This is a genomic window from Gloeocapsa sp. PCC 7428 (assembly GCF_000317555.1).
Taxonomy (GTDB): Bacteria; Cyanobacteriota; Cyanobacteriia; order Cyanobacteriales; family Chroococcidiopsidaceae; genus Chroogloeocystis.
In genome coordinates, this window is sequence record NC_019745.1 from 1,478,438 (window position 1) to 1,501,035 (window position 22,598).

Annotated in this window: 13 protein-coding genes and 1 pseudogene; 3 read left to right on the forward strand and 11 right to left on the reverse strand. The window is 42.3% G+C overall.

Features of this window, described 5'->3' with window-relative positions; all coding sequences use genetic code 11:
* Positions 1 to 27: 27 nt before the first annotated feature.
* The 7 genes from GLO7428_RS06590 to GLO7428_RS06620 all read right to left on the reverse strand — a co-directional run bounded on the left by GLO7428_RS06590 (position 28) and on the right by GLO7428_RS06620 (position 12,478).
* Positions 28 to 1,854: an ATP-binding protein gene (locus GLO7428_RS06590; protein WP_015187788.1), complete on the reverse strand. Its 1,827-nt coding sequence runs from the start codon at positions 1,852 to 1,854 to the stop codon at positions 28 to 30.
* A gap of 158 nt (positions 1,855 to 2,012) precedes the next feature.
* A complete protein-coding gene (locus GLO7428_RS06595) occupies positions 2,013 to 3,620 on the reverse strand; it encodes a DEAD/DEAH box helicase (RefSeq protein WP_015187789.1) in 1,608 nt (535 codons plus the stop codon).
* 83 nt (positions 3,621 to 3,703) lie between these two features.
* Positions 3,704 to 5,956: a DUF262 domain-containing protein gene (locus tag GLO7428_RS06600; RefSeq protein ID WP_081588054.1), complete on the reverse strand. Its 2,253-nt coding sequence runs from the start codon at positions 5,954 to 5,956 to the stop codon at positions 3,704 to 3,706.
* A 16-nt stretch (positions 5,957 to 5,972) separates the two neighbouring features.
* Positions 5,973 to 6,770: a phosphoadenosine phosphosulfate reductase family protein gene (locus tag GLO7428_RS06605; protein WP_015187791.1), complete on the reverse strand. Its 798-nt coding sequence runs from the start codon at positions 6,768 to 6,770 to the stop codon at positions 5,973 to 5,975.
* Complete coding sequence (locus GLO7428_RS06610; protein WP_015187792.1) at positions 6,751 to 10,257, reverse strand: hypothetical protein; 3,507 nt, start codon at positions 10,255 to 10,257, stop codon at positions 6,751 to 6,753. Before GLO7428_RS06610 ends, GLO7428_RS06605 begins: the two co-directional genes overlap by 20 nt.
* Positions 10,254 to 11,219 (reverse strand): DUF4007 family protein, encoded by a 966-nt coding sequence (locus GLO7428_RS06615; protein WP_015187793.1) that lies wholly within the window; start codon positions 11,217 to 11,219, stop codon positions 10,254 to 10,256. Before GLO7428_RS06615 ends, GLO7428_RS06610 begins: the two co-directional genes overlap by 4 nt.
* A gap of 194 nt (positions 11,220 to 11,413) precedes the next feature.
* Positions 11,414 to 12,478: a DUF3616 domain-containing protein gene (locus tag GLO7428_RS06620; RefSeq protein WP_015187794.1), complete on the reverse strand. Its 1,065-nt coding sequence runs from the start codon at positions 12,476 to 12,478 to the stop codon at positions 11,414 to 11,416.
* Positions 12,479 to 12,784: 306 nt separating this feature from the next.
* Here GLO7428_RS06620 and GLO7428_RS06625 point away from each other — a divergent pair, with 306 nt between their 5' ends.
* The 3 genes and pseudogenes from GLO7428_RS06625 (at position 12,785) to GLO7428_RS28855 (ending at position 15,985) form a co-directional block, all read left to right on the forward strand.
* Positions 12,785 to 13,525: a hypothetical protein gene (locus GLO7428_RS06625; protein WP_015187795.1), complete on the forward strand. Its 741-nt coding sequence runs from the start codon at positions 12,785 to 12,787 to the stop codon at positions 13,523 to 13,525.
* Between the two features lie 127 nt (positions 13,526 to 13,652).
* Positions 13,653 to 14,633 carry a CHAD domain-containing protein gene (locus GLO7428_RS06630; RefSeq protein WP_015187796.1) on the forward strand — a complete coding sequence of 327 codons (981 nt, stop codon included), beginning with the start codon at positions 13,653 to 13,655 and terminating at the stop codon, positions 14,631 to 14,633.
* Between the two features lie 264 nt (positions 14,634 to 14,897).
* A pseudogene (locus GLO7428_RS28855) lies at positions 14,898 to 15,985 on the forward strand (ISAs1 family transposase).
* A 205-nt stretch (positions 15,986 to 16,190) separates the two neighbouring features.
* On the opposite strand, the gene GLO7428_RS06645 reads toward GLO7428_RS28855, so the two are convergent.
* The 4 genes from GLO7428_RS06645 to GLO7428_RS06660 form a co-directional block, all read right to left on the reverse strand.
* Complete coding sequence (locus GLO7428_RS06645) at positions 16,191 to 17,585, reverse strand: ferredoxin:protochlorophyllide reductase (ATP-dependent) subunit N (protein WP_015187797.1); 1,395 nt, start codon at positions 17,583 to 17,585, stop codon at positions 16,191 to 16,193.
* 97 nt (positions 17,586 to 17,682) lie between these two features.
* Complete coding sequence (locus GLO7428_RS28340) at positions 17,683 to 18,228, reverse strand: DUF5331 domain-containing protein (protein WP_015187798.1); 546 nt, start codon at positions 18,226 to 18,228, stop codon at positions 17,683 to 17,685.
* Between the two features lie 259 nt (positions 18,229 to 18,487).
* Positions 18,488 to 19,354: a ferredoxin:protochlorophyllide reductase (ATP-dependent) iron-sulfur ATP-binding protein gene (gene bchL, locus GLO7428_RS06655; protein WP_015187799.1), complete on the reverse strand. Its 867-nt coding sequence runs from the start codon at positions 19,352 to 19,354 to the stop codon at positions 18,488 to 18,490.
* 531 nt (positions 19,355 to 19,885) lie between these two features.
* Positions 19,886 to 22,549: an EAL domain-containing protein gene (locus GLO7428_RS06660; RefSeq protein WP_015187800.1), complete on the reverse strand. Its 2,664-nt coding sequence runs from the start codon at positions 22,547 to 22,549 to the stop codon at positions 19,886 to 19,888.
* Positions 22,550 to 22,598 lie beyond the last annotated feature (49 nt).

Here is a 22,598-nt window from a genome sequence, read left to right on the forward strand (position 1 = left end):
TTCCTCAAACTACCACTTTGCCTTCAGTTATTCCTCGCGCTCTAGAAATTGTCTTGCCATACGTCCCCAATCCCCCCGCGCATCCTGAACCATTTGCTTTCTCCTACCATCTGGCTGCTCGTCCTCATAACGCGCCCAAGCCATTAGTAGCAATTTCAACCCTTCTAGAGAATTTGTTAGACGAGAGCGCAAAGTTTCCGCATCTACTCCCTCTACATCCTCTTCTAAAATTTCAACGAGATTGTTGTATGCAGGATGGTTGGTATTCAAAGTGACAATAATTGCTCCACCTCTAGGTTTAACTGAAAAGAAAGCAGCTGTTTCTAAATCGGCTTCTGCAAAAATATATTTTAAGCCATCATCAACGGTAGTTGCTGCTAGTTGAACTGCGTGACTTTCTGTGATTCCCCCGTCTGTTAAAGTTTTTTCAATAGCTTTTTGTCGCTCTTCTTTTGGCAAAGATTCGTCTTTGTCACTTTGTCCTGTATGTCCTCCCTTCTTACGCTCTTCTGTCACGGCGGTTGCTACTTGTTCTGCTGTAGGACCTGTGTGACGCTTGGGACCGCTACGAGATCCTTTTGTTTGTACGTCAAGCAGACGACGAATAATGCCTAGTTGAGACTTGATTTTCTGGGCAATTTCTAGTAACGGTCCTCGTGGATCTCCATCTTCTTGCAACTCATCTTTTAACTGATGTATAGTTTTTCCATCTTTCAGAAGAGATTCAATATCAAATTTTAATAATTCACTGAAGTTACGGGCAGACTGTTTATTATTAGTGACTCCAAAAAGGTCATCTAGTGCTGGTGGAAATTCTACCTCAACTCCCCACCAACGTTCTGTAGGATCGTATGTATTAACTAGGGTTTGATCGAGTTCGAGTTCGCGACCTGCACGAACTACTGAAATACCAATATTCTTGGCAGCGTGTTGTCCGTGGGGAAGACTTCCTGGATTTTTCCCAGGAGAAGCTTGACGTGCTTCTTCTTTAGCATAGGAAAAGCGAATTTTTACTTCATGTTGCTTGCCACGGAAGTCGATTGTAAAAGTAGCTTCGTAGTGGTTTTCCCCCTCCCACGGTTTAAACATTGGAGTATTGTCAAAAGGAGCAGGACAAGAAGTTTTTGCCATCAAATAACCAGGATCGTTTGGTAAAGCAAACTTTTCAGCAATAACGTTATCTGGATAGTCAAAATCAAAAGCAATCATCCGAATCGAAACTTGACCATTTTCTAGGAACCTACGATACATTCTGCCAATTAGTAACTCAGAATTATTAATGATGGCAGTTCCAGTTCTCCAAATACAACGGTCAATATTCGACCAAACTACCAATGTTCCACTTTGCTCGAAATTGCGTCCAACTCTTCTCCAAATATTAGGAATAGCTCTAATCTGTGGTTCTGGAACTTGTGTCTGAACTTGATTTTTGATTTCATTCAGATCGAGATAAGTATACAAGGCATTTTCCACTCCATTTTGCCAACTCCAGACATCAACTCTTTGGCATTGAGAAACAGAAGAAGATGGCAAGCCCATCCCAAAGCGCCCAATTCCTGTATGTTTGTTTTCTTCTAAATATGTTCCATTGCCAAACTGGAGAGCTAAGCGCAGAATGGTTGCATCCATTCCACTGCCATTATCTAAAACAGCTATTTGATAAATACGCGATCGCCTTCGCTGTTCTAGTAAAACCTGCTTCTCACCACACAGCAGTTCTACCTTAGTCGCTCCAGCTTGTATAGAATTATCTATTAACTCTGCGATCGCATAAGCAGCATTTTTATAACCATTGTCTCGCATTGCCTGCACTGCTAAATGTGCAGGAACAATATCATGGGAATTTGTTGCCATTAGTCTTTCCTTCTAAGAATCTATTGACTGAGTTTTTTAAGGGGCTACAGTTATATAGTTCCCTACAACCCTGCCAAGGTGGTTATTTCGGCTAGCCTCAAACTTAAAGACTTTGACAAACTTTTTAGAAAGGAGAGTTAAAACAGTTTTTCCTTGTATCAGATCCAAACATCTTCCCAATTACTGAATGCTTCTGCCACAGAACCGAAGCCAGGTAGTTCGCTATCAACGACAGTGACAATCTCAGCAGTTTCGTTGCCACCCGCTTTAACACCACGAATGGCACGCCCTACCATCTGGCTGTACAAAACAAGCGACTTGGTGGGACGTGCAATTACCGCCGCACTGGTTCGCGGTGCATCAAATCCAGTCGTAAGAACCCCGTAATTACATAAAATTTTAGTTTCGAGAGCGTCGTCTCTATAAGTGCTAATCAAGCGCGATCGCTCTTCTGGAGGAGTGTTGCCAGTGATAGCATCAGCTCGCCAACCTCTAGTTCGTAACACGGCAGCAAGAAGTTTTGTATGCTCTACAGATATAGCAAATACCAAAATTCTCTGGTGACGCTTGCCAAGGTCTTCAACTTCCAAAATGATGCGGAGGTTGCGCTGTTCGTCTTCTGCTAAGTGGTTAAGAATATTCTTTGGTAACTCAAGTTCCTGTTCTATGTGTTTTAGGTCTTTGTCGGATAAATTCAAGCCACTTTGGTAAAACAGCGAGCGGTAATTTACCCGTGCTAGATACTGCTCTGAAACTAGGTAATCTATAGGATTGTTGTAGCCAGAAACCTGGAGAGTGACTTTGCGCCGTGCGAAAAATGCTGATAGTTCTGTATCAACATTAATGTCTGCCCAAGTCCGCCCTGGTGTAGCTGTTAAACCAAGCAGTGCTGTGTGCTGGTAAGGCACAACAAGCGTGTCGAGAACTAGCTTGTATGTTTCTGCGATCGCCTGATGCGCTTCGTCAATTATGACAAGTGACGAACGACTGCCTAGTTGGTTAATAAACTGGATACTGCGTTTAGCACGATTGTAGACTTTAGATAGTCCTGCAATTACTATGCCATCCTGCACCCCGTCAAGGTCAAGTTCGCGATCGCCCCAGAAGCGATAAACCGATATTTCGCGATCGCCCAGATATTTCCATGCCTGCTGAAATTCAGTAGCAGCTTGTTCGCAGAGTTCTTCACTATATGCCAGCCAAATGACTAGAGTTGGTTCGAGCGATCGCAGATGATCGGCGATGATATTCATGGCAGTGCGCGTCTTGCCTGCTCCGGTGGGCATGTGCAGTAATACCCGTCGCGGTTCTTGTTTGAGTAAGTATTTGACTTTTCGGGCTGCATCGCGTTGATGGGCAAACAAGTGATATGCAGATGCAGACAGTTCTAGTGCGGGAGTCTCGACATAAATCTCATTTTGCGGCACTGCCAATTCAAAGAAGTCAAACAAAGCGCGTTCCCGCTCAGAACCACGACGCACTTGAGCCTCTTTCAATGATTGAAAAACATCGCCACTCACTGGAACTTGCATAATTGCAGCCAATATTCTGGCTTGTTCTGGGCGTAGCAAGTCTAATAGTAAAGTACGGCTGTCTTTTGATAGGAGTAAACTCTCGCGAGTGTACAAACCAAGTAAAACTTCACGCAAATAAGAAGGAGTGGCAAGGCTAGCGTCTAGAAGTCTGAGCAGGCGAACTACCGAATTTCCAAGCAAAGCTTGCAACGTTTCGTCATCTGCTCGTGATAGCAAATCATCAAATTGCAAATAGCATACTCCTTTATCGAACAGCAATTTGTACTCAAAACAGCTACCACTATGTACAAGTAATTCTTGTGCAAAAGAAAGACTTAATCTTTCTCAATTAAAGATTCTAATTCTGTTTTGACACTGCGCTTAAGAGTATTAAATCTATCCCTTAGAACGTTTTTATAAAACTCAGGTTCGTATTCATCTGGACAACCATGAAGTAATTCAATCATATGAGATGAAATTTCATGACCAGTCACCGTTGCATCTGTCAATTGTTCTAAGTATCTTCTGGGAGCTAAGTCGCTTATCTCCCTGTTAGCATCCTTTGAAATATATGTTAGATTCAGAGGGCTATTTAATAAGTGACGAGGATCTTTCCTAATTGTTGTGGTACTTTCTCCAATAGAAGTTGCAGATCCTAAAGGGATAATGTGATGTTCTTCAATCTTTTCATTATTCTTTGCAATATTACATGCTTTAAGTTTCTGGATAGAGCTACTGCTTTTGTCAGTTGATTGAAACTGAAAATCTTTCGGTTCTTTGCTTAAAACATACTGTAAAAGACTAGATTTAACAGCTTTAGGAGCTTGAAACTCTTCATTCTCAAGAAGAAGCGTTGCTTCATCTGAATACTCAGGTTTTTCAAAAATACTATCAACGAAGGATAAGAAAGGATTATTTGAATTTTCAATAACCCAATGATAAAGTGATTGAATATCTTGAACACACCGCTCATTCTGTTTTTCTTTATACCTTCCACTAAATAAGCTAGCCCAATACCAATACTCAATTTTGTCCAGACTTTCTTTGTCAGTCCAGACTTTTTTACTAGATTCAGATTCGCTTTCCTCTAAACTCTGCGAACTTTCCTCAGAAGTTTCTCTATAACCAGTCCCTTCTCTGTCAATCTGTCTTTCAACCGGTTCTTCTAGGGAAAAAAGATAAGCAATAGGAAGAAGCATTAGTTTGTATGATATGTCATTAACAGAAATGATTCCGCAACGATGCTGGAGAAAAGCAAAAGCTTTCCTTAAAGATTTAATAGTTCGCTTAAAGTTTAAGGATATTTGTTCAGGCTTGAGTCTAAGAATTTTTGCTTGCTTAATATGTTCTACTTTAATATCATCGATTTTATTAGTTAAGGTAGTTTCATAAGATAGAATAGAAAGTAAGTTCAAAAACTGATCTGTTACAAAACGAACTATTGAGTTTTCTTTAATTGCTTGCATATCAGCTAGCTTCCAATTATTATTGGAATTGCTGATAGAATCCGGAATTACCATTTCTTCATTTATGAATTCTTTGAATGTTTGAGAGAGCGATTCTATACCAATAGCAGCACTTTTGGCAACTATCAAATCAAAGTTGCTAAGAGGAGTTCCTCCTTCGTTAATTGTTTCAAATACTGATGCAGCTCTAGTAATTTCATCCGCTGGCAATGTCGTTTTTATCACCTTTTGTTCTAGAAGCTTTTCAAGAGCATCACGCACTGCTGATGCCCAAATTGAAGAGAGTTCTGACCACAGATCGTTTAACTCTGTTTGATCTGTAATGCTTGAAACAGTTGGATTAATGTGTCCCAATATCTCTTCAAGAGAAAATTCTCTATCTTGTACTTTTGCTTTCAGATCATCCCTTCTTCTTCTTGCTATCCTTTGCAAGGTTAAATAGTGTAATGAGTTTTGGGTTTGATTTGAATAAATTTCAAACAAAGGTACTACATCTGCATATGCAAATTTTTCAGCAATCATTGCTCTTCTTTGAGCATCAGCAGTAACTTCTCCTTTCAGATTGTTGAAAACCTTGTGAGCAGGATGATACCAAGCATGAAGGTTATTCTCATCTTTAACTAAGATTTTGTGAGGAATTATAAAGTCTTGTACTTGTTCAGGATCGTATTTACTGAGTTCGTCAACAAAGTCCAGTTTATTCCATCCCCAAATATCTTCTGAGCTTTCATTTGGCGGAGAAATCTTAATGAACCATCGATTTCTTAGTTGACCATATAAGTCATTCCATACACTTTTCCAAGATTCAACTGGGAATAAGTCATCAAAAATGCTTTTGAGACAAGACAGACGTTGTTGACCATCTAGGAGAAATCTACATTCATCCTTTGGTTCAGTCACTTTTGTGAAACCTAAACTTCTTGCTGGAAAATCATCTTTATTGCCTTCAACAATAAGAAGACTTCCTATAGGAAGACCTACTAATACAGAAGCCAGTAGATTAGCTTGTTTTTCTCGGTTCCAAACAAAATCTCTTTGGAAATTGGGCAGTACTAACTTTTTATTCGTGTCTGCCTCAAAGATTGAACGCAAAGTTTCACTGGAGTATTCCATACTTGACATCACTATTATCTAAACTTTAAAGATGACAAATTAAACAAGGCAGCTCATCATCTTCATCCAGAACCGCAGCTAAAACCTCAGCTAATAAGCGATTGGGTGCAGTTTTTTTCTCTCTAGCCATTGCCTTTTCATGTTGAGCAATAATTTCATTTTTGCGGGCAAGGAGTTCTAATAACGTCTCGCCTTCTGTCCAAGTGTAATTTCTTCCGTCTTTATGTTCCTGCTCGTATTTGACTGCCTCAGCAAATAAATCTGGATGTTCTTGTGCCAACATTACCCACTCATACTTACGTTGGAAGAAACAGAAGAAACACCCAGAGCGGCTGCGCCAACGATAGTAGTCTGGAAGTCCAATTCCGCTCTCTTCTAGTAAACGGATAATATCTGCCTTGACAAGTCCTCTTTCCTTGAAGGGAAAAACAGGTTTGATATTAGGCTTAGTAGAGATATATCCCTCACGATTTTCATCAGCGCGGATACCGATGTAGCTGATAGCTTCGTCGTCACCGACAAAATCCTCCAGAGGAATAATTTTCATCTGCTTGGTGCACCACCGCATTTTAGGAGAAGGTAGCACTCCTCCATACACATCAAGCCAGTGATCAAATCCGCGCCTTGCTTCAAGGTACTTGATTTTGATTCCAAGGCGTGCTTCTATTCGCTTAAGGTACTCATAAGTCTCCGGTAATTCCTTATGAGTGTCACAAAAGAAGTATTCCAGAGAGGGAATCTCCTTGTGCAACAAAACAGCTAAAGCGGTACTGTCCTTTCCCCCCGATAGACCGAGAATGTGTCTAACCTGTTTCTTGCTCATCTCTCCAATCCTGCCGCTTTTTTCGCATTTGAGCAACTGCATCTTGAGGTAACGAACCTAAAATTCGCTCAGTCAGCTTAGCAACAACTGATTGTTGTAACTGACTGTTATCGTACTTGTTTAGTATGCCCAAAATTTCATTTAGTACAGACTCGATCTGATCTTGATTTTCACGATCAATCCAAACCATACCGTGAGTCTCTTGTCCATCAGGACGAGTCACTGTTACTTTACGTGCTTCAAAGCCCTCACCTTTAGTTGCTACCTCTTTCTGTAAGGCTTCTAAGTTTTTAAAGCGTCTAGCCAAATCGCTGAGCTTAATCTCAAATCCTGTAACATCTTCATCTGTCCAAAATTCAGCAGGCTTATCAGCCACAATTACTAATAAGGCTTCTACCCACTCTGAGTCTGTTTTGCCTTCATCTATAGCTGCGATCGCAAAACTTTTGAGAGTTTTTTCAACACATTGCCCCACTATATAACTAGCGCGAACTCGCAAATCTTCCCGTAGCTTGGTCTCACTGCTACTCACCCCAAAAGCATCGTACAGACGTGCTTTGCATTCAGCTAGTAGGCGATCGTAAGTCGTCTGTATTTCGTGAAGCGCTTGTACTAGCTTTTTACGTAACGTTTTTGCCGTTGTGCCATCATCCGTTTTACTTGTACCAATAGGCGGTAAGCCACACGCTTGTGGTAATGACGTAAACAGTAGTTCGTCGGGTTCTTGTGCTTGCTGTAAAGTTCGTAAAACAGCTTGTGCTTCTCGACTTAAACGTTTGGTTTTGAGTGTGTAAGGGGGGAGTTTTTTCACAAACTGAAATAGTGGTTTAGCTACCGCCAGCAGCGTAACATTGCGTACTCCTTGAGGTATGCGAGTTTTTGGCGATCGCAATATAGTTTCGAGTTCTTTAAATACTTGCGATCGCAGCCCCACTACTTCAAAATACTTGACTGCAAACCGCGAAGGATCTTTAACTAATAGCTCGAAGTGTTCCGATCCCAAAACTGGAACAAACGTTCCATCCTTATAAAATCCTACGTCATCAACGTGGTACAACAAAACTGCCGCGATAATTATAGGAATAGCACCCTGCTTTACCCCATAGGGTGGTGCTTCTAGAAGCTGATAGAGTTTATCTAATGTTTGCTGTTTTTCCTTGGCTTGTAAACAAAACTGGTCAATAGCTTGCCATAAAGTCCATAGACCAGATTTTTCGTCAGGCGGGTAAAATCCCCACTCTCCCTCAACAGCACGATGAATTCCCGTCTCATCTAGCAGGGAGTAATACATAGCAACTTCAGGACCATATCCTTGTAATCCTAATCTTTCCTCGCCGGAATGCTCTAGCATCGCCTCAATTAATTCTCGTCTGGCTTTTGCCCCTTGAGAAGTCAGTTCGCGGCGGTTAATTAGCTCATTCCAAAGAATTGGAGATTGACGATAAACGCGATCGCATACTTCCGACAGTTTGGCGTTGAAGTGTGTAACGTGACTAATAACTTCTTGTTTCCCTTGAATCCAGCACACGTTTTGATTAATAGACAAATCGAAGGCTTGACTCAAGCTTTGATCGAGTAACTGCTTAGTATGAAGTAATCGATACTGCACTTCACGCCTCGCAACCGTATCAGTTTGCAGTTCAGCAGCAGTTGCTAGAATTTTCTTCAAGGCAGCAAATTCTAATGCTTGAATTCGCAACACGCCCAGTCGTTTGGCACATAGCACAATTAGTGGCTTGCCATCTACAGTTTCGGCTGGAACTTGGGTAGGTATTTTCTCATCTAACCAGCAAGCAATTAATCCATCACTATTGCTGTTAGTACAATACAACTGAGTTAAATCCGCTGTAGCATCAATATATTGCCGCTCAAAATACCTTAGCGTTCCGGTTTTATAACTATGGCGTTGCGCTACCAATGGTTTGAGAGGATACATTTCCGACAAAAGAGCCGCTAAAGGCGATCGCGTTTGCTCGATATAAGCAGCAACCTCACCTTCCACATTAAAATCTGAACCTTCCCAAATTCGTAGTTCGTCGAGCAGCTTGCGATGAGTAATAATGTTACGTCTTAAAAGACGATCAATAATGTCTTCCCAGTACTGCTGTTCATCTTTATTGGGTGTATCGCATAATGCAAGCGTTACTAGCTCGCGGGTTGCCTTAACTGCACCTGTTGTAGTTACTATATTTAATGTTCCAATTGTTTTCAACACTCTTAAACTAGAAGAATCAAGGTGCTTAGCATCTGCAATTAAATCCTGAATTTCCACCCATCGACTCAGATTTGGTCTAGACCCCAAACCCATGCCTGCTGTTTCAATGAAGTAGTCGTAGACTCGATCTAGCTTTAGAGTTGGTAGTGTATTTCCCTCAACTACTTGCTCTTCTAAAAAACTTCTCAACGAATAAGGTTCTTGACTCGTCAGGAAGGTAAACAGGGAACGGTCATTTTGCCCATACTTAGTACACAACATTGGTAAAACCAATGCAGCTAGTGGATGCAAAGGATAAATCGCACTCAATACTGCTGGTGTTAATTCTTCTATTGTCGTTATGTTTTTTAAACACTCATCAAACCATTCTTCAGCTTGGTTAGAAATTGCACAATGAAAAGGCTCTGCATTTGATTGATCGATAACTTGACCAATCAACCGTACCATTTGACTAGCTGATTCCGTGAAAGGAATATCTTCAAATCGTCCCTGAATTTTAGCCCATTCATTTCGTTGAACAGTGGCTAACCTTTGCCCATATTCATTAAAAGATTGGTGTAATATTCCTAGTAGAAAAACAGGAGACTTGCTATCTTTCGGCAGTTCAGCTAATTGCTGCAATAAGTATAAATCTTCTGCTCCTTCATTGTATACAGCAAATTCTAAATTTTTTCCTAGTTCATCAATAATGATAAATACACCTGTGTTTGCTGCTTGTGCAACTTCCTGTACTAAGCTAGGAATGTCTAGGCTATCAATTTTTCTGGATGCTATTTCGACTTGCAAGTCAACCAACTTTGATGCGATCGCTGGTTTCTTCTTTGAATCTTGCCAAAATCTTTCTGCTCCTTGTGCTAAGGCGCGGATAATTGTATGACTGATTGGTTCTCGTTGCGCTACAGCAACAGCACGAAATAAACCTGTGCTAGGTATGTCGTTTTTTAGTTGCCGATACTCAGAACTATCAGCACCGAACGCTTTTTGCGCGATTTCTAGTGCTGTTTGACGCATAACATCGTCTGCTGGCGCACAAAGCGAAGTCAAATAATGAGCAAATGCAGATTTGCCTGTACCATAAACACTCGTCAAAGTCCAAGCACGACTCGCTTGTTGATCTATAAACCCTGCCAATATCCGTCTAAGAGTATCAACTGCTCTTTCGGTAGGAACATAGCCAATCAATGCTTCTAGCTCGTCTAAATCGCGAGCCAAGTTGATCGAACGAGAATAACGACGATTGAGGCTAAAAAATTGGGATAGTGTTTGTCTCACAGGTTTGCCCCACTGCGTCTAGTACTGTAGTACTTGTCTAGGATATCGTCTGCCAGATGTTTTGCATCCTTTGTAAAGGAAAATTGAATTAACCCAGCAGAATCAACAACATAGATGTCATTTGACCAGCGCCCTACCTGCTCAATTGCGTCATATAGAGCACTTTCAGTTAATTTGAAAGCCCTGCCAGGACTACTTGGATCGAACGTGAGACTAGAAATAGAAATTGTTTTCTGCTTACCTTTTGTGCTAGCAAACTCTAAACAAGCTGATACGATAATCTCAGCAGGTAAGTTTGTTTTTGAACCAATTTGAAACGCGTAGTGTTTTGCATCTCCTGCCGTCTGAATCAGTCCTAATTCAGCAAAGGGGCAATCAAGCGAATCCTCGCTGACAGCAGTTTTAGAATTCTGCTCCACGTACATCCGCAAAATGCAGGTGATGTCTTTTTTTAAGGATGAGTCTGCAATACGAGGTGCAACGAGATCTCTATAATTGCTAAGCGCTTTAAATAATTCATCTACAGAAAATTCTATTTGGTGAAATTCATTGAAAATGAAATACCAAGCAGCAGCCCTACAAGTTGGTTTGAGTAAGTTCCAATGCAATAGCCACAAAGAAGCTGGATCTTCTATAAACTCATCCCAACCATCATTATTTAGTAGCTTTTTGCCAAAATCTGATGAATTAGTAAAGCGATTTCTATTCGTCTCAGGCTCGTCTTCAAGAAGCTTAAATGCCGAACACCAATAGCGAATAGAACGAACCATATTTTTACCAACACCCAAACGTACAGGTGCATCTTCTCTCAAGAAAATTTCTGGATCTTGATTTACCCAATCAAATCCCTTCTTTAACCAACCAAATCGAGGATGAAAAGTTTCATGATGAGCAAAGAGAGGTTTCAAAAGAAGAGTTTGATTATAATTCTCTTCCAAATCAAGACTGATTTGCCTTATCATAACCGCAACAAGTAATTAAATTATTATACTTTAAAAGACCTGGAATTACTCTAATTAAAAACTCTATACTTTGCCTTTATCATATTGTTTATTAAATCCTAATATTTTGATACTTTTTTGAAATTTATTCTGAATATGTAGCTGATTTCATCATACAGAACAATTTGATAATCTAAGCAATTAAGTCTTGAATCTTACGCCAAATGAAATACATCTGCAACGACATCGCCTTCGCCTTGTAGACGCGATCGCGCTGGCGCATCATACAAAACTAGCAAAGAATGGACAGAAGTAACGTCATCAAGTAAAGTGATACCCTCCGCATGATCGTCACCATCTCCATAGGGAATATCTAATTCCGCTTGCGGTTGTGACAAACTATTTTCAGATAAATGTACGCCCTTTTCTAAACGATATACTTTTACAGGTCCATCCAAGTCCATCGTTGGTCCTGCGAGTATTAATAAATCCTCTCCATCGAGACACAAATCCCGAATGCCTAAACCTTTCAAGTAGATAAAATGTTTTTTGTATTGCTGTCCTTCTGTACTAATCGCTTTTAGAGTTATCGTTTCTGGGCTACTATTTTCTAATTCGATTTCCAGCATCACAGCCCAACCACGCAACACAGGACCGCGCATTCCTAAATAAATACGATTTTCATAAACAGCTAAACCCTCAATATCAAATCCATTTTCTTTTCCTGGAATTGCTGCATCGATATAAGAACCTAGATGTGGATCGTTGGCTAGTGCATCCATTAACACATTGCCGCGTGGTGTAATTTCTAATTTAGCAGCAGTGAGCGTTTCTGCACCTTCTGGGGTAAACGTTTTGTATAATTCACCATTAATTAAAGGAATTTTACCGAGTAGATAACGATTCGGTTCGGATTCTAACTTGGTTAATCTGCTAACATTTTTTTCATTTGTCTTATCAGGTTTAGGCTTTTTACGCTTCCAACTGTGCGAACCTACAAACCATAAATAAGGCTTTACATAAGCCATACCTTCGATATCAATTTCTTGATCTTCGGTTGCTGGTAAATCTATAAAATCTTTGACTCGAAACTGCTTATGCTCTGTAAATAATTGTAGAGCAGAATTGTAAGTTAATCGCTCGATTGATGATGTTTCATCTGAGCCTAACCATAAATATTTATCAGTGGTTAAACGTACCGCAGAAATATCTTCTCGATGCTCTCTAAATTCATCCTCAAAGCGCAGAATAATTTGGTTTTTATTATGTTGGTTAGTCATAAATTATAAAATTAATTTGTTCTTTATCAATCTTACTAAAAATTATATTTTAGCTTTACTGATTGTAAAATTAGTCTCTTTACAAAGTAGCGTTTTGGTGGTAAAGGCAGCAAGCGGCTAAAATGCTAATTGGTGTAACAAAAACCGCAGTCTTTTCATAAGCCTAACCACACAAAGGCAACTAATGCAAAGATGTTCTCGCAAGCTCTACATTAAATTAACTCAAAAAACTTTCCGCAGGTGACAATGATGCTCTAATCTCTAAAATAAGAAACGTACCTCAGGCACTTATCGGAGACTTAACTTATGGTTGCAGGAGAATTATTCATCTCAGAAGAGATGATGACTGCGCCGGAACATCCTTTAGCGAATCAGTTAGAAGCCTCTGTAGCAGATCCTTTGCAAGAATCACTCGTTAAAATTCGGGAGAAGCAAAAGCGCGATCGCATCCCTGGAATCGTTAAACGGCTTGTACCCATTGATAATAGTACGACTTGGGAGTACTGGTGGTGCGTTCCTGGACGCATGATTTTACCCGAAGACTTAGAAGTATTGCAAAGCGATCGCCCGCGTGTCGAAGCAATTTTATCGCGAATGGTTTGGCTGTGGGGAGGGCATTGCTTCGGCGAACAATCAATGCATAGTCTTGCCAACAGCGAACCAATTTACGATTGGCAGAAAGTTTTAGATTTTGCCCACCAACAAAACCTCACACCAGAAATTCTCGATATCGATTATTTACCTGCGGTCGTCAATCGATTGTATAGTCAAGAATCTAATGTCGTCTCCAGTCGCGCTACTCCTGAATATGTAGGCGTAGAACCCGCCCATTGGCATATTGAATTTTTTCAACTACAACCTGTTGAAGGCGGCTACGAATTAAAAGAGCCAAAACAACTCTGTAGTTGCCAAATCTGGACAAGTAAACCTTTTCTCAAACATATCGCCACCGGCGAGGTAAAGTTTCCAGAAAAAAACTTGTGGCTGTCGCGTCCGCTTGACTTAACAATTCCGCCTTGGTCAGCTTCTGAAATTGCTGTGTATTAGTACAGTATCGCACCAGCACTTAAGCAGATAAAATATTTATAATGGATGTCTTTGGCTATTGCCATTACCTCGTTCACTCACACATCCCTATCGAGCTTGAGTAGTTTAACTCAAGAGCGTAACTACCATGATATTAAGTACCCATAAAGCTCATACTCTGGGAGACTGGGCATCGCTAGCAATTCAAAAGCATTTTGAGAAATTTCTCAAGCACGAAGCCAACGTCCTCAAAGACAAACATCCTGAAGACTTACACCAAATGCGTGTGGGGATGCGTCGATTACGCAGTGCCATAACAGGGTTTGCGCCAGCAATTGATTTACCAAAACCCGCACAACAAAAAAAGATCGGCAATATTGCTCGTATCCTAGGTGAATTACGCGACCTAGATGTATTGCACGAAGCCTTAGAGAAAAAATATCAGCCGACTTTACCAGGAAAAGAAAAAAAGTCGCTCGATAAAGTCCTCAGTCAGCTAGATAAAAAACGTACTCAAGCATTTGCTCAAGTTAAAACAACTTTAGAAGGCGATGCTTATCAATCCCTCAAGCAGTCTTTAACAAAATGGCTTAAGCAACCCTCTTACCATAGAATTGCTCAAATGCCAATACAAGAAGTATTACCAGATTTACTTTCACCACAAGTCAGTCAATTACTCCTGCACCCTGGCTGGTTAGTCGGTACTGAAGTTAAAGACGGCGAAATTCATATTTTACAAGACCTCTCGCCAGCAATGGTAGAACAGCAACTTGCTGATGATGGTCCGCTGCTGCACGATTTACGCAAAGAAGCAAAACGTACTCGCTACCAAATGGAAGTCTTTAGTGACTTCTACGGCGACACTTACAATACTTATCTCGAAGAAGTTAAGCGCATTCAGAGCATATTAGGTCAAATTCAAGATAGCTTTATTTTGTCTGAATTTATGACCGATTCTTTGCGTTCAGAAATGAAAAGCCATCTACCTAACTTGGCAAACCAACTCACAGGTGCAAACTACCAATCATGGCAAGAGTGGCAAAGTATCCATCAGCGGTACTTGAACCCCGAAACTAGAACAAACTTTCGGGCAATGATTTTGCAACCAAATGCAGAAATCACTCAATAAGCTTGGTGACTAAAGTCGCAGCTAAAAAAACGAAGTCCACCTGCGTGGACTTGTAGCAAAATCTATCTTAGTAGAAATCGATGAAGATCGGTTTTGTTTGTGTAGCTGCGGTTTCAACCAAATTAGCTAGAAAAACGAAGTCTACCTGCGTGGACTTGCTAGCCCAATTCTAGGAGAACCTCTCAAAGTCCCCCACAAGTGCAGGGCTGTTTCAAAGTGCATGGAGAAAAATTAGAGTGAGGTTGACCACATGGCAAGCTCGACATGGAACTGCTGGCATTGCTGAACACTGTTGCTGACCCCCGCGCCCCGCGAGGCAAACGTCACCCGCTCTCGCTGGTGCTGCTGATTATTCTGATGGGAACGATGCTCGGCTACTGGGGCTATCGTCCTTTGTCTGAGTTCATCAAGCACTATGGCGATGCCCTGCGAGCGCGACTCGGATTGAGTGATGAAGTGGAATTTCCCTCCTATTCCACCCTGCGGCGGGTGATGATGCAGCTTGATTTTGCTGAGTTTGCGGCGGTGTTTTCGCAGTGGGCAAAGCAGTTTGTCCCGCTCGATCCGGCTGCGGTTGTTGCCATTGACGGCAAAAGCATCAAAAGTACGGTCAGCGACTGCCACCAAAACACTCAAGCGTTTGTCAGTGTGGTTTCGCTCTTCAGCCACGAGTGCGGCTTTGTCTATCAGATGCAGGCGATGGACAATCACAACACCAGTGAACAAACCGTGGTGCAGCAGTTGCTCAAAACGCTGGCACTTGATGGGGTCGTGGTCACGATGGACGCACTGCACTGTCAAAAAAAACCTTAGCGCAAATCATCGAGCGGGGAGATGACTATCTGGTGTGCGCCAAGGCGAACCAACCGTACCTGTACCAGGCGATTGAGCAAGCTTGGCAGCAGGGTCACCCCTGGAGTTGCTACGACTACACACAGCACAGTCATGGTCGCACCGTGCATCGTCGGGTTCAGGTCTATCGCCCGTCGCAAGCGCTCCAATCGCACTGGAGCGGACTCGCGTCGCTGATTGTCGTCGAACGCTCGGGCACCCGAGCGCAGCAGCCCTTTTGCGAGCGGCAGTATTACATCAGTAGTTTGATCACCTGTGCGCACGGCTTTGCTCAACTGGTGCAGGGGCACTGGGGGATTGAGAATCGCTTGCATTGGATCAAGGATGTCTCGCTGGGTGAAGATGATGCACCCTACCTCGATAAGCGCGCTGCTGCCAACTGGTCAATCGTGCGGACCTTTTTCATCACCTTGGCAAGACGCTTGGGCTTTCATTCCATTGCCTCAGCGAAACGCCAGCTTGCCAACCAGTTTGAGCAGGTCTTTCTCTCTCTACAATGAAACAGCCCTGCCCCACAAGTGGGGGATTTAGGGGGCTTAATGCGCTAACAATTCAAACCTTCGCTTCTTCCTTGGCTAGCTTGGCGACTAAAGTCGCAGCTAGAAAAACAAAGTCTACCTGCGTGGACTTGCTAGCCCAACTCTAGGAGAACCTCTCAAAGTCCCCCACAAGTGGGGGATTTAGGGGGCTTAATACGCTAACGAGTCAAACCTTCGCTTCTTCCTTCACAAGCTTCTCCCAACCCAAATCTTTCAAATTATTATTACGGCGCAGCGGGCGAGTTACCAATTCTAGAATGTCACGCGCGTTAGTAAAGCCGTGAATTTGTGCAAAAGTAAACTCAACTGACCACTTAGTATTAATTCCTCGTGCTTCTAAAGGATTAGCGTGCGCCATCCCAGTAATGACTAAATCGGGATGAAGTTCTTTAATGCGTTGAATTTGATTGTAGTTATCTGGCTTTTCGACAATTCTAGGTAACGCTACGCCCATTTCTTGGCAAGTCTTCTCTAAGAAAGCCAATTCCGCAGCTTGGTAGCGCTTATCCATGTAAGGAATACCAATTTCTGGCACTGTCATTCCACAGCGAATTAAGAAGCGCGCTAGCGAAATTTCCAGCAAATTGTCGCCCATAAAGAACACCGACTTGCCACGAATTAATTGAAGATAGTCTTCCAAGCTTGCCCAAATTTGAGCTTCGCGTTCTTCTAATCCTTGCGGCGTGACACCAAATACTGAGCAAATCTTTTCAATCCAAGCACGGCTACCATCAGGACCAATTGGAAAAGGCGCACCAATCAGTTTACACTTGCGTCGCCGCATCAGTGTTGTGGCTGTTCGACTCAAAAAGGGGTTAACACCCGCAACGTAGTAACCTTCTTCTAAAACAGGCAGTTCAGTATAGCGCTTTGCAGGTAGCCAGCCAGAAACTCTTATTCCCTGCTTTTTGAGTTCCAACGTTAATTGCGTAACAACCGGATCGGGAAGCGAACCAAATAAAACGAGTGGTGGATGATTGACGTACTCAGCTTCTTCTTGCGCAACTTCTTCTTTTTTCTTGCCAAAGTTGAGTAGTTTTTGAATCGCGTTGCGATCGCTTTTCTCCGCTTCTGGTGCTTTATCTGGACAGCGTACCGCCATTGCGGCGAGTACCGTATCTTCCCCTTGGGTAAACGCATAATCTAAACCATTCGCCCGCGCTACCACAATTGGAATTCCGATTTCGGCTTCCAGCTTTGGCGCTAAGCCTTCCAAGTCCATTTTGATGATTTCGGTGGTGCAAGTCCCAATCCAGACAATCACACTAGGGTTGCGATCGCGCTTAATTTGCTCACACAACCGCTTTAATTCGTCATAGTCATTCAACTGCGCCGAAATATCACCTTCTTCTAACTCCGCCATCGCATAACGGGGTTCGGCAAAAATCATCACCCCCATGGCATTCTGCAAAAAGTAGCCGCAGGTTTTTGTCCCAATCACCAAAAAGAAACTATCTTCGATCTTCTGGTACAACCACGCCACACAGCTAATTGGACAAAAAGTATGATAATTTCCAGTTTCACACTCAAAATTTAAAGCTTCAGTTTGAGCAACGCTCATAAACTCTCCTCTTATTTTTCTAATATCGGCGCGCGAAAACAATGTGCTATTAGCACTCAGCTATTAGCCATTGACTATTAACAATGTCGTCAAATTATTAAAAGTTAGGAAATAAACGCGAAATTACATCACCATTACTACGCTGATTACTTTCAGGCATTTCTTCTGGGCTAGATTCTTCATAATAAGGACTGATCGTCTCCTCATATGGCATATCGCTTAACTGTGTCAGCGTTTGAACAACTGTGACACTCTCTGTGACACCTGCATTTTGCGGTGGTAGCATCTTCGCGATATCTGCATCCGACAAAGGTGCTTCTTGACTTGGTTCAGCTGCGGGCTGTTCGGTAACGGGTATCGGGTTATTTTCTAGCGCTAAATTAGGGTCAAAATTTAACTCTAAAACCTCAATTAAGCTATCCACATCTGGATTCAGCTTAGAAAACGGCAGCATTAACTGCGCTATCTGCGGTTCTAGCGCATTAACAACACCTAGGATGAGGTAAGATGCTGGTCGTTTGCCACCATCAGGAGTTGCGACAGACGCCGCATCCATGTACAAGTTAAGCCAAGCACGATTTGCCTGAAAGAAACGTAACCACTTTTGTCTTAAAGATATTTTCAAATCTTCAAAAAAAGCCATGATCTCTTTTCCTCATCCTGAGAACTAGCTTGATGATAGCGACTAGAAAGTAACAGTTAGCTGCTTACGATACCACTTCACTAATAAATAATGTAAATTACCAACCGCACCACCCTCTGTCTACGTCAGTTCCTACAGCGAAAACCCCCAAGCGCACAGTGGCTCCCAAATTCTAGGTAGTTCCTAGTTCCGAAGTCCCCCACTTGTGGGGGATTTAAGGGGCTATCACCAGCATCTTTAACACTTCTCAGCCATCCTCTTAAACCATCATTAAATCTAGTTCCTCTTCTTGACTCGTCACCGGTGGTTTCGTGGGATTGAGGTAGAAGTCAGAAAGCAACGAGAACAACTCGCGATCTGGTGCATCATTCGGGACAACGCCCTCTGGACGTGCCAAGATCTGATCCGCAATATTTAAGTAGTAGTCACAGACATACTCTAACGACGAATCAAATTCTGCCATCTCAAACAAAGTTTTGCCCTTGACGCGCGAAACGCGAATATCTTCAATTAAAGGTAGAACTTCCAATACCGGCATTGGTACTGATTCTACGTATTTATCAATCAAATCGCGCTTTGCTGTGCGGTTGCCAATCAAACCAGCTAAACGCAAGGGGTGCGTGCGGGCTTTTTCGCGAACCGAAGCCGCAATCCGGTTAGCTGCAAATAAAGCGTCAAAGCCATTATCGGTAACAATCATGCAGTAATCCGCATAGTTGAGTGGTGCAGCAAATCCACCGCAAACCACGTCGCCTAAAACGTCGAATAAAATCACATCGTACTCATCAAACGCGTTGAGTTCCTTGAGTAGCTTGACGGTTTCACCAACGACATAACCACCACAGCCTGCACCTGCGGGAGGTCCTCCCGCTTCCACACAGTCTACACCACCGTAGCCTTTGTAAATCACATCTTCAGGCCAAACATCCTCGTAGTGGTAGTCTTTTTCCTGAAGTGTATCGATAATTGTGGGAATCAAAAACCCTGTAAGCGTAAAAGTACTGTCGTGCTTGGGATCGCAGCCGATTTGCAAAACCTTTTTGCCGCGTTTAGCCAGCGCGACCGATATATTACAGCTTGTTGTGGATTTACCGATGCCACCTTTTCCGTAGACCGCAAGTTTCACGTTGAGTTGGCTCCTATCGTTGTGTCAATTCTGTGAGCTAGAGAAGAAAATTTAACTAGCTTGTTTGATCGCATTATTGTCCAACTTACACGCAAAAGAAAGAGGTCTTAAGAGTAAATATAGATTTAAGTCAGCTTAATCACAATTATTTGGCATCTTAGGGCTGAAGATGCTACATAATCCTTGCTCAGCTTTTAAAAGTTTTATTAAAGCAGTTTTATGTATTTATTTTTATAAAAAAAGTTACAAAATACAAAATAAGTATTTCTTACCATATATAGAAGCCATCAGACGCATCATAAAAAAAAGCACGTGTCAGCAAACGAACAGTTTAAGGTAACACTGAAGCGTGCAATCATTGCCAGGAGGCGCTACAGGTTCAAAATGCTATAGTCTGTTATGACTATCCAAACCAAGAAACTGCGTACTTCTGTTGAGAAAACCAGGCGCGAATATCAGTAAAAGGCGATCGCCCAAGCCTTAAGTTAAAAATAATAAATTTTTAGTCAAAAGCCAAAAATCAACCTCAATTTAGTTTTGCAGTTCGCGACACTGAGTTGCTGTAAACTCCAACTTCTGCGCAAAGATATTGTAGTGTTGCTGGCAAAATTGAACAACAGCATCCGCCGCTAAAGGTTTACTGAACAAGTAACCTTGCATTCCGTCGCATTTAACTGCGTGTAAAAACTTCAACTGTTCGCGGGTTTCGACACCTTCCGCGATGACATTTAACTCTAACCCATGTCCGAGCGCGACGATTGATTTAATAATCGCTGCGTCTTTTTGATCCGTTGTGATATCGTTAACAAATTCGCGCGCCACCTTGAGCGTATGTAGCGGAAAACGCCGGAGTGTCGCCAGCGACGAGTAACCAGTTCCAAAGTCATCCATCGCAATCGAAACGCCCATATTCTGTAACTCTTGAAGGACGCTAATTGTGAAGTTGACATCTTGCATGGCAATGCTTTCTGTGATTTCAACTTCTAAATAACTCGGATCGAGTCCTGTTTCAGCAAGAACGCGAGCAATAGTTTTTGATATTTTCTGTTGAAACTGTCGTGCAGAAAGATTCACCGCAATCCGCATTGGTGGTAGCCCTGCAAGTTGCCAAGCGCGGTTTTGCGTACAAGCAGCTTGAAGCACCCACTCGCCAATTGCGCCGATTAAGCCTGTTTCTTCTGCCAAGGGAATAAACTGATTAGGAGAAACTAGCCCTAACTCAGGATGTTGCCAACGAATTAATGCTTCAAAGGCGACGATTTGACCTGTTTTTAAATTGAGTTGTGGCTGATAATACAATAAAAATTCATCGCGATTTAATGCTTTATAGAGATGATTTGCTAAAACAAGTTGCTCTAGCGCTTTCTTATTCATCTCCGGCGCGTACAACTGAAAGTTATCTTTCCCTTGCTGCTTAGCGCGATACATCGTCGTATCCGCGTTTTTGAGCAGTGTTTCTGTATCTTCGCCGTCGTAAGGCGCTAGCGCAATACCGATACTCGTTGTGATGTGTAGTTCGCGATCGCTAATCCGAAACGGAGTTTTAAACGATGATAAAATTCTTTGTGCGAGTTTAGCGGCTTCTTCTGGACAACTAATTTGCGGTAAGAGCAAGGTAAATTCATCGCCTCCCCAGCGGGCGATCGTATCGCCTTCGCGCAAACAGCCCAGCAATCTTTGCGCCACACTTTGTAGTAGCTCATCTCCCACCGCATGACCCAGCGTATCATTGATTGTTTTGAAGCGGTCTAAATCAAGAAACGCCACAGCTAACATTTCACCACGTCGGTACGCTTGAGCAAGTGCTAGCGACAACCGATCTTCAAAAAGTATTCGATTTGGTAGCCCTGTTAAAGGATCGTGCGACGCTTGATGGCGAAACATATCTTCAACGCGCCGCTGCATTACCGCCATATATAAATGGTTTCCTAGCGCTTGTGCAAGTTTAACTTCATTAGGACTCCACTCTTGCGCTTGTCCTTTTTTAATTTCGCGCCATGCTGCAAACGACTCACGCGGACGAAGGTTGCGTTCATCATGATTGACTCTTCCTGCCCACAAAGTTTCGGTTTCGATTTCATTGCGAAAAATCGTAAAACATCCGACACAATTTTGACGATATTGCAGTGGCATAATCAAAATCGAACGAATCGCAGTTGCAGCAAAAGCCGAAGCTAAATCAAACTGGGGTTCTTGATACAAGTCACTAATCGTTCGTAAGAAAGGCATTGCCGAAGGTATAATGCATTCAGTAGATAAACCTCCGAAATTTTCTTGTGTCGATAAGTTCGGTAAACGCAACTCTTTATATCGATACTGAGGAGAGTTGACAGCCGCTTGCGGAAAACCCATAATTTGCTGCCAATAAGCACTTTCTTCGAGTTCACGGCAAGGTTGCTCTCCATAGGTATACAACTGCGCTGGCTCACCCGTAGGTTCTGCGGTGATGTACAGCCTACCTCCAGCACCTTGTAAAGCTTTGACAATCTCTTCTAAAACAGTTTGACGAATTTCTCTCACACTGACAGGAGAATGAAGCAAGCAACTAATTTGATTAAGCGTTGCTTCGTGCTGCACTTGTTGGCGTGTTTGCTGTAACAGATTTGATTGCGAAATCGCGATTGATAGCTGATCGACAAGCAATTGTACAACTTCTAATTCTTTTTGAGAAACTTGTCGGCGTTGGCTATGGTGCGAAACAAGCAATCCCCAAAGCTGATTTTGGTATAAAATTGGCAACGTGAGTGACGAGTACACGCCCATATTAGAAAGATATTCTGCATGACAAGGATCGATCGGGCTATAGCGAATATCTTCTACTAACAAACTTTCTCCCGTTTCCGAACTATCAAGTTGGTTCAGGGCTTTTCTTTGGCCTATCACATCTACAATGACACGTTGACGGGTTTTTACAAACATCTCGCGTGCTTGTGGCGGTATATCATCAGCAGGAAAATGTAGCCCTAGTAGTGAAGGAAGCCGCTTACCATGAATTGATTCTGCAATAACTTCACCACTTCCATCAGGATGAAATCGATAGATTTTAACTCGTTCTGTATTGAGAAACGCGCGTACTTCCTCAACCGTCGTCGTCAAAATCTCTTGCAGTTCTAAAGATTTGCGAATACGACTGGTAATGCGATTTAGTACTCCTTCGTGAGCGCAAACACGGTGTTTGCGTTGCGATCGTCCCATAAATACAGCACCCTCTCCGTTAGGATAAACTCTTACCCTATTTTTAAGA

Coding starts and splice junctions, on each gene's coding strand:
- GLO7428_RS06590 (WP_015187788.1), bottom strand. CDS start 1,854: ATGGCAACAAATTCCCATGATATTGTTCCTGCACATTTAGCAGTGCAG.
- GLO7428_RS06600 (WP_081588054.1), bottom strand. CDS start 5,956: ATGTCAAGTATGGAATACTCCAGTGAAACTTTGCGTTCAATCTTTGAG.
- GLO7428_RS06605 (WP_015187791.1), bottom strand. CDS start 6,770: ATGAGCAAGAAACAGGTTAGACACATTCTCGGTCTATCGGGGGGAAAG.
- GLO7428_RS06615 (WP_015187793.1), bottom strand. CDS start 11,219: ATGATAAGGCAAATCAGTCTTGATTTGGAAGAGAATTATAATCAAACT.
- GLO7428_RS06620 (WP_015187794.1), bottom strand. CDS start 12,478: ATGACTAACCAACATAATAAAAACCAAATTATTCTGCGCTTTGAGGAT.
- GLO7428_RS06625 (WP_015187795.1), top strand. CDS start 12,785: ATGGTTGCAGGAGAATTATTCATCTCAGAAGAGATGATGACTGCGCCG.
- GLO7428_RS06630 (WP_015187796.1), top strand. CDS start 13,653: ATGATATTAAGTACCCATAAAGCTCATACTCTGGGAGACTGGGCATCG.
- GLO7428_RS06645 (WP_015187797.1), bottom strand. CDS start 17,585: ATGAGCGTTGCTCAAACTGAAGCTTTAAATTTTGAGTGTGAAACTGGA.
- GLO7428_RS28340 (WP_015187798.1), bottom strand. CDS start 18,228: ATGGCTTTTTTTGAAGATTTGAAAATATCTTTAAGACAAAAGTGGTTA.
- GLO7428_RS06660 (WP_015187800.1), bottom strand. CDS start 22,549: ATGGGACGATCGCAACGCAAACACCGTGTTTGCGCTCACGAAGGAGTA.